Annotated in this window: 8 protein-coding genes; 7 read left to right on the top strand and 1 reads right to left on the bottom strand. The window is 62.3% G+C overall.

Annotated elements, in window-relative coordinates; genetic code table 11:
* Positions 1–19 precede the first annotated feature (19 nt).
* The 7 genes from atpE (at position 20) to PF446_RS01170 (ending at position 5,897) form a co-directional block, all read left to right on the top strand.
* On the top strand, positions 20–316 hold the full coding sequence (atpE, locus tag PF446_RS01200; RefSeq protein ID WP_298068888.1) for a F0F1 ATP synthase subunit C: 297 nt from the start codon (positions 20–22) through the stop codon (positions 314–316).
* A 36-nt stretch (positions 317–352) separates the two neighbouring features.
* Positions 353–823 carry a F0F1 ATP synthase subunit B gene (locus PF446_RS01195; RefSeq protein ID WP_298068885.1) on the top strand — a complete coding sequence of 157 codons (471 nt, stop codon included), beginning with the start codon at positions 353–355 and terminating at the stop codon, positions 821–823.
* Positions 820–1,353, top strand: a complete 534-nt coding sequence (locus tag PF446_RS01190) for a F0F1 ATP synthase subunit delta (protein WP_298068887.1) — start codon at positions 820–822, stop codon at positions 1,351–1,353. Before PF446_RS01195 ends, PF446_RS01190 begins: the two co-directional genes overlap by 4 nt.
* 26 nt (positions 1,354–1,379) lie before the next feature.
* A complete protein-coding gene (gene atpA, locus PF446_RS01185; protein WP_298068883.1) occupies positions 1,380–2,927 on the top strand; it encodes a F0F1 ATP synthase subunit alpha in 1,548 nt (515 codons plus the stop codon).
* A gap of 57 nt (positions 2,928–2,984) precedes the next feature.
* Positions 2,985–3,917 (top strand): F0F1 ATP synthase subunit gamma, encoded by a 933-nt coding sequence (gene atpG / locus PF446_RS01180; RefSeq protein WP_298068882.1) that lies wholly within the window; start codon positions 2,985–2,987, stop codon positions 3,915–3,917.
* A 100-nt stretch (positions 3,918–4,017) separates the two neighbouring features.
* A complete protein-coding gene (gene atpD, locus PF446_RS01175) occupies positions 4,018–5,454 on the top strand; it encodes a F0F1 ATP synthase subunit beta (RefSeq protein WP_298068880.1) in 1,437 nt (478 codons plus the stop codon).
* Positions 5,455–5,474: 20 nt separating this feature from the next.
* Positions 5,475–5,897: a F0F1 ATP synthase subunit epsilon gene (locus PF446_RS01170; protein WP_298068879.1), complete on the top strand. Its 423-nt coding sequence runs from the start codon at positions 5,475–5,477 to the stop codon at positions 5,895–5,897.
* 88 nt (positions 5,898–5,985) lie between these two features.
* On the opposite strand, the gene PF446_RS01165 is transcribed toward PF446_RS01170, so the two are convergent.
* A partial coding sequence (locus tag PF446_RS01165) for an integrase core domain-containing protein (RefSeq protein WP_298068877.1) occupies positions 5,986–6,221 on the bottom strand: 236 nt, incomplete at its 5' end.

The following is a 6,221-nucleotide window of genomic DNA, read 5'->3' as shown; positions in this document are numbered from 1 at the left end:
AAGTAACCCGGAGACAAACATGGATCTCAGCGCACTCGCATCTGTTGAAGGCATGACCGCCATCGCGGCCGGCCTGATGTTCGGCCTCGGCGCGATCGGCGCCGCCATCGGCATGGGCCTTATGGGCGGCAAGTTTCTGGAAGGCGCCTCGCGTCAGCCGGAACTGGTGCCGATGCTGCAGGGCAAGATGTTCCTGCTGGTCGGCCTGATCGATGCAATTCCCATCATCGGCGTCGGCATCGCGCTGTACCTGACCTTCGTCGATCCGTTCGCCGCCAAGGTCGTGGCCCAGCATGCCGCTGCCGTTTCCCACTGACGGGTTCCCATCCACAGTCTCGACGAGGATTAGACCGTGAGCATCAATGCAACGCTCCTCGCCCAGATCCTGGTGTTTGGCATCCTGATTTGGGTCACGATGAAGTTCCTGTGGCCGCCATTGATGGAGGCCATGGAAAAGCGTGCCAAGCACATTGCCGATGGCTTGGCTGCCTCAGAGCGCGCGCAGTCCGAACTCAAGGATGCCGACGCCCGTGTGGCCGCCGAGATCAAGAAGGCACGGGTGCAGGCTTCGGGGATCATCGATACGGCGCAGCAACAGGCCAACCAGATCCTGGAAAAGGCCCGTGCCGACGCCGTGGTCGAGATCAACCGGCACAAGGCCATGGCCGAGGATGAAATTGCCTCGATGGCCCAGCGTGCGCGCGAACAATTGCGCCATGAAGTCGGGGCGTTGGCCATCAAGGGTGCCGAGAGGATCGTCCAACGCGAGATCGATCCGGGCGTGCACAAGGCCCTGCTAGACCAGTTGATGGCGGAAATCTGATGGAAGCCCTCACGCTCGCCCGACCGTATGCCCGTGCCGCTTTCGAACTGGCCCGTGCAAACGGCACGCTCAACGAGTGGTGGCAGGCACTGTCTTTTGCCGCCAGCGTTGCGCAGGACCCGCGGGTGGTTGCCTTGTGCAACGACCCGCGCGTCGAACCGCACCAGCTGGCCGCGCTGCATCTGCCTTCAGACATCGCAACGGATGCACCTTTCGCGCGGTTTCTGGATGATCTGGCCGATCACGGCCGCATGCCGCTGCTGACCGAATTGCATGCGCTTTTTGACGCCTACAAGCGCGAGTCCGAATCGACACTCCAGGTCAAGGTGACCAGCGCCATGGCTCTGGACGCCGAACAGACTGAACAGCTCAAGGCTACGCTGAAACGCCGCTTCCAGCGCGCGATCGACATCGACGCCGAAGTCGACCCCACGTTGCTTGCCGGCGTGATCATCGACACCGGCGAGCAGGTGATCGACGGCTCCGCGCGCGGTCGCCTGCAGCGACTGGCCTCCGTACTGACCCATTAAAGAATCGAGATCGCCGGGAAACAATTATGGCAACCCAGCTCAACCCTTCTGAAATCAGCGAACTGATCAAGACCCGCATCGAGTCCTTCAAGCTCGAGCCCGAGGCGCGCAATGAGGGCACGCTGATCAGCGTGTCGGACGGCATCGTCCGTATCCACGGCCTGGCTGACGTGATGTCCGGCGAAATGATCGAACTGCCCAACGAAACCTACGCGTTGGCGTTGAACCTGGAGCGCGACTCGGTCGGCGCCGTGGTGCTTGGCAGCTACGTGCATCTGCGTGAGGGCGACACGGCCAGGACCACGGGCCGTATTCTCGAAGTGCCCGTCGGCGAAGCCCTGCTCGGCCGCGTGGTCGATGCACTGGGCAACCCGATCGACGACAAGGGTCCGATCGATGCCGAAAGCACCAGTCCGATCGAGAAAATCGCCCCCGGCGTGATCTGGCGCAAGGGCGTCGACCAGCCGGTGCAGACCGGCTACAAGTCCGTCGACTCGATGATCCCGATCGGCCGAGGCCAACGCGAGCTGATCATCGGCGACCGCCAGACCGGCAAGACCGCCTTGGCCATCGACGCGATCATCAACCAGAAGGATTCGGGCATCAAATGCGTGTACGTGGCCATCGGCCAGAAGCGCAGCTCGATCGCCAACGTGGTGCGCAAGCTGGAAGAAAACGGCGCGCTGGAAAACACCATCGTGGTGGTGGCTTCGGCTTCCGAGTCGGCCGCGCTGCAGTACATCGCGCCGTATTCGGGCTGTGCCATGGGCGAGTTCTTCCGCGACCGTGGTGAAGACGCGCTGATCATCTACGACGATCTGTCCAAGCAGGCCGTGGCCTATCGCCAGATCTCGCTGCTGCTGAAGCGTCCTCCGGGCCGCGAAGCCTATCCGGGCGACGTTTTCTACCTGCACAGCCGTCTTCTCGAGCGCGCCGCGCGCGTCAACGAGGAGTACGTGGAAAAGGCCACCAACGGCAAGGTGAAGGGCAAGACCGGCTCTCTCACGGCGCTGCCGATCATCGAGACCCAGGCCGGTGACGTATCGGCGTTTGTGCCGACCAACGTGATCTCGATCACCGATGGCCAGATCTTCCTCGAGACCGACCTGTTCAATGCCGGCATCCGCCCAGCCGTGAACTCCGGCATCTCGGTGTCGCGCGTGGGTGGCGCGGCGCAGACCAAGATCATCAAGAAGCTGTCCGGCGGCATCAAGCTGTCGCTGGCCCAGTACCGCGAGCTTGCGGCCTTCGCCCAGTTCGCATCGGACCTTGATCCGGACACCCGTGCCCAGCTCGACCGCGGCACGCGCGTGACCGAACTGATGAAGCAGGCGCAGTACGCCCCGCTGGACATTGCCGAAATGGCGATCTCGGTGTTCACCGCCGAGGAGGGGTATCTGGACGACCTGCGCGTGGACGAGGTGCTTTCCTTCGAGAAAGCCCTGCATGCGTTCATGCACCAGAATCACGAGGACTTGATGAAGAAGATCGTCGAGACCGGCGACTGGAACGATGACATCAAGGCAACCTTCAAGAGCGCCGTGGACGAGTTCAAGAAGACCGGCAGCTGGTAAAGCGCATCGAGTGCCGGCCGTGGCCGGCAACCGTCACATGCACAGCGAGCGATAGAGATGGCAAGCGGACGCGAAATCAAAACCAAGATCAAGAGCACGCAGAACATGCGCAAGGTGACGCGTGCCCTGGAAATGGTCTCGGCCTCGAAGATCCGCAAGGCTCAGGACCGCATGAAATCATCGCGGCCCTATGCGCGTTCCATGCGTCAGGTCATCGCCCACGTGGCCGCAGCCACCACCGAGCTTCGACATCCGTTTCTGGTCGAACGCACGCAAGTGCGCCGGGTCGGTTACATCATCGTGGCCACCGACCGTGGACTTTGCGGTGGACTGAACAGCAACCTGTTCCGCCGCACGCTGGTCGAGATCCGCGACTGGCAGGCCAAGGGCGTGGAAGTGGACATGGTGGTGATCGGTCAGAAGGCCGTGCAGTTCTTCCGCCGCATTGCCTCAATCAACCTGCTTGGTAGCACCACGCACCTGGGTGAACGCCCGCAACTGGAAAAGTTGATCGGCGTGATCAAGGTCATGCTCGACGGATATACCGAGGGCAAGGTGGATCGCGTGATCCTGGGGTACAACGACTTCATCAACACCATGACGCAGAAACCGCGCCTGGACGCGCTGCTGCCACTTCCGGTGGCCCGTGAGCAGATGGTCGCCGAACACGCCGAAAACAAGCAGGCGGGCGAGGGAGATACCGTCATGGCGCTGGAGGTCAAGCGCGAGCACAACTGGGACTACATTTACGAACCCGAGGCCGAGAGCGTGCTCGAACACGTCTTGACGCGTTACATCGAGTCGCTGGTGTACCAGGCCACGCTGGAGAACCTGGCCAGCGAACACGCCGCGCGCATGGTCGCGATGAAGAGTGCTTCGGACAACGCCAACAAGGTCATCGACGAGCTGACCCTGGTCTACAACAAGGCGCGGCAGGCAGCGATTACACAGGAAATTTCAGAAATCGTCGGCGGTGCGGCGGCGGTTTGATCCGGTTCATGCAGGGACGGCCTTGGCCGCGCCCGTTTCATGGCGCCCTAGGGGCGCTTGTGCATCACACGCATAATCTTGAGAGTTTGAGGACACAACGATGAGCAGTCAGGGCAAAGTTGTTCAGATCATCGGCGCCGTGGTCGACGTGGAGTTCCCGCGTGACGAGGTCCCGTCCGTGTATGACGCGCTGAAGGTCGACGGCACCGAAATCACCCTTGAGGTGCAGCAGCAGCTCGGTGACGGCGTGGTGCGTACCATCGCTCTGGGTACCACCGAAGGCCTCAAGCGCGGTCTGGTCGCGCAGAACACCGGTGAAGGTATCAAGGTGCCGGTGGGTCCGGGTACCCTGGGCCGCATCATGGACGTGCTGGGCCGTCCGATCGACGAAGTCGGTCCGATCGATACCAAGGAATACAACGTCATCCATCGCGAGTCCCCGGCTTACGACGAACAGTCCGTGTCCAGCGATCTGCTGGAAACCGGCATCAAGGTGATTGACCTGGTGTGCCCGTTCGCCAAGGGCGGAAAGGTGGGTCTGTTCGGCGGTGCCGGTGTCGGCAAAACCGTGAACATGCTCGAGCTGATCAACAACATCGCCACCGAGCACGCGGGTCTCTCGGTGTTTGCCGGCGTGGGTGAACGCACCCGTGAGGGCAACGATTTCTACCACGAGATGATCGAGTCGGGGGTGGTCAAGCCGGACAACCTGTCGGAGTCCAAGGTGGCCATGGTCTACGGCCAGATGAACGAGCCGCCGGGCAACCGCCTGCGCGTGGCCCTGACCGGCCTGACCATGGCTGAATACTTCCGCGACCAGAAAGACGAAAGCGGCAAGGGCAAGGACGTGCTGTTCTTTGTCGACAACATCTACCGCTACACACTGGCCGGTACCGAGGTGTCCGCCCTGCTGGGACGCATGCCATCCGCCGTGGGTTACCAGCCGACGCTGGCCGAGGAAATGGGTGTGCTGCAGGAGCGCATCACCTCCACCAAGACCGGCTCGATCACTTCGATCCAGGCCGTGTACGTGCCCGCGGACGATCTGACCGATCCGTCGCCGGCCACCACCTTCGCGCATCTTGATTCCACGGTCACCCTGTCGCGCAACATCGCCTCGTTGGGTATCTACCCGGCGGTCGATCCGCTCGATTCCACCAGTCGCCAGCTGGATCCGAGCATCGTCGGTCACGAGCATTACGACGTGGCGCGCAAGGTGCAGGGCATGTTGCAACGGTACAAGGAGCTCAAGGACATCATCGCCATCCTGGGCATGGACGAGTTGTCCGAGGAAGACAAGCAGGTGGTGGCCCGCGCCCGCAAGTGCGAGCGCTTCTTCAGCCAGCCATTCCACGTGGCCGAGGTGTTCACCGGCGCGCCTGGCAAGTACGTGCCGCTGTCGGAGACTATCCGCGGCTTCAAGATGATCGTCGAGGGCGAGGTGGACTACTTGCCCGAGCGGGCCTTCTACATGGTCGGCGGCATCGATGATGCGATCAAGAAGGGCGAGGAGATGGGCGCCAAGAAGGCGGCCTGAATCCTCCCGGGAGAACACACATGAGCACCATCCGATGCGACATCGTCAGTGCCGAAGCCGAGATTTTCCACGGCGAGGCGACCTTGGTGATTGCCACTGGCGAGCAGGGCGAGCTCGGCATTGCCCCGCGTCATGCGCCGCTGATCACGCGGCTCAAGCCGGGTCATGTCGAGGTCCTTCTCGAAGACGGGCAGCGCCAGTCGTTCTATGTCTCCGGCGGTATTCTTGAAGTACAGCCCCAGGTGGTCACCGTGCTGGCAGACTCGGCCGCGCGAGCCAGTGACCTGGACGAAGCCGCCGCAAAGACCGCAAAGGAAGAAGCCGAGAGGGCCCTTGCCGACCGTACCGATGCGATGGAGGTGGCCGAAGCCCAGGTCAAGCTGGCCGAGGCCGTGGCCCAGTTGCAAGCCCTCGAGCGCATGCGGCGCAATCTCAAGCACTGATCAGCGCAAACTATTCCGATGGATGCACCACGCCGGCCTTGTGCCGGCGTCACTGTATCCGGTGCCAGCGGGTCGAGGGGTGCCTTGCCTAGATGTGTAAACCCAGCACGTTGTTCAGTGCCAGAGGAATGCGAGTGATCGGTGGGCGGTAGCCGAGGCTGGCATGGAGGCGATGCCAGTTGTACTGATGCAGCCAGTGATTGAGGTGGGCGACGCGCTGGTTCGAGGTTTCATAGCTACGTGCATAAGCCCATTCGCGCAAGGCTGTCTGGATGAAACGCTCGGCCTTGCCGTTGGTACGCGGCGTGTAGGGGCGGGTGCGCT

The organism is Oleiagrimonas sp. (genome assembly GCF_027858935.1).
Taxonomy (GTDB): Bacteria; Pseudomonadota; Gammaproteobacteria; order Xanthomonadales; family Rhodanobacteraceae; genus Oleiagrimonas.
Note: the sequence above shows the minus strand (reverse complement) of the source record. Positions and strands in the feature narration are given on the sequence as shown.

Excerpts from the sequence above, each read along its gene's own strand:
- atpA (WP_298068883.1), top strand. The coding sequence starts at position 1,380 with ATGGCAACCCAGCTCAACCCTTCTGAAATCAGCGAACTGATCAAGACC.
- atpE (WP_298068888.1), top strand. The coding sequence starts at position 20 with ATGGATCTCAGCGCACTCGCATCTGTTGAAGGCATGACCGCCATCGCG.
- atpG (WP_298068882.1), top strand. The coding sequence starts at position 2,985 with ATGGCAAGCGGACGCGAAATCAAAACCAAGATCAAGAGCACGCAGAAC.
- PF446_RS01170 (WP_298068879.1), top strand. The coding sequence starts at position 5,475 with ATGAGCACCATCCGATGCGACATCGTCAGTGCCGAAGCCGAGATTTTC.
- atpD (WP_298068880.1), top strand. The coding sequence starts at position 4,018 with ATGAGCAGTCAGGGCAAAGTTGTTCAGATCATCGGCGCCGTGGTCGAC.